A 764-nucleotide genomic window follows, 5' to 3' on the forward strand; every position below is an offset into this window, starting at 1 on the left:
GTTGCCGCCACTGCCACCGGCGCGCCTTGGCGATGCCGTGCGCTGTGCGGCAGACAACCTCCTGCTGGGTAGCGACGACACCGTGCACCTGGTGCATGGGCCTCGTGATGCGAGCGGCCAGGTTCAACTGGCTTGGTTCGAGCGCGCGGGGCTGTCGGGTCTTTCGCAACTGTTGCAGGGGCTCAGGTTGCAACCGCGCGGCGTGTACGCGGCGCCTTGTTTTCTGCCGCTGGCTGAGCCGGGCACGTGCACGGCGGCAAGCGTGGAAGGTTATTTGCTGGTCCGTGAGGATCGCCAGCGCGCATGGGTGCATCCCATGATGCAAGAAGGCGCCGAACAGTTGCGTGAAAGGACGGTGCGTTGGGTCGGCGAGGGGCCTGAATCCGTCGATTCATGGCCGGACGAGCAGCGCTGGCTCGGTCCGGTTCCCGCCTGGAACCTACTGAACGGGATCGAACAAAACGTCCGGGGCAATCAGCGCTGGGGCCGCGCGGTCGGCTGTTGCGCGGTGGCGGCGTTGATCTGGACCCTGGGCCTCAACCTGTACGCGATGCGGTTGGCCGGCGAGGGCCAGGCAATCAAGGGACAGATGACCAGCCGGGTCCAGCAGGCTTTTCCTGAACTGCCGGTGATTCTCAATCCCTTGCAGCAGGCTCGCCAGCAACGCGATGCCCGGCGCAATGGCGCGCTGGCCGAGGGGCCGGTCAGCTTCGCTGCCCTGGTGCAGCAGGCGGCTGGGCAGTTGCCGTTCATGGCGGGCGCGG

The 764-nt window shown here is 67.0% G+C and carries 1 protein-coding gene; it reads left to right on the forward strand.

What is annotated here, in order from left to right:
• A partial coding sequence (gene gspL, locus OC610_RS28325) for a type II secretion system protein GspL (RefSeq protein ID WP_264433014.1) occupies positions 1-764 on the forward strand: 764 nt, incomplete at both ends.

The sequence above is a fragment of the Pseudomonas agronomica genome (assembly GCF_025917275.1).
Taxonomy (GTDB): domain Bacteria; phylum Pseudomonadota; class Gammaproteobacteria; order Pseudomonadales; family Pseudomonadaceae; genus Aquipseudomonas; species Aquipseudomonas agronomica.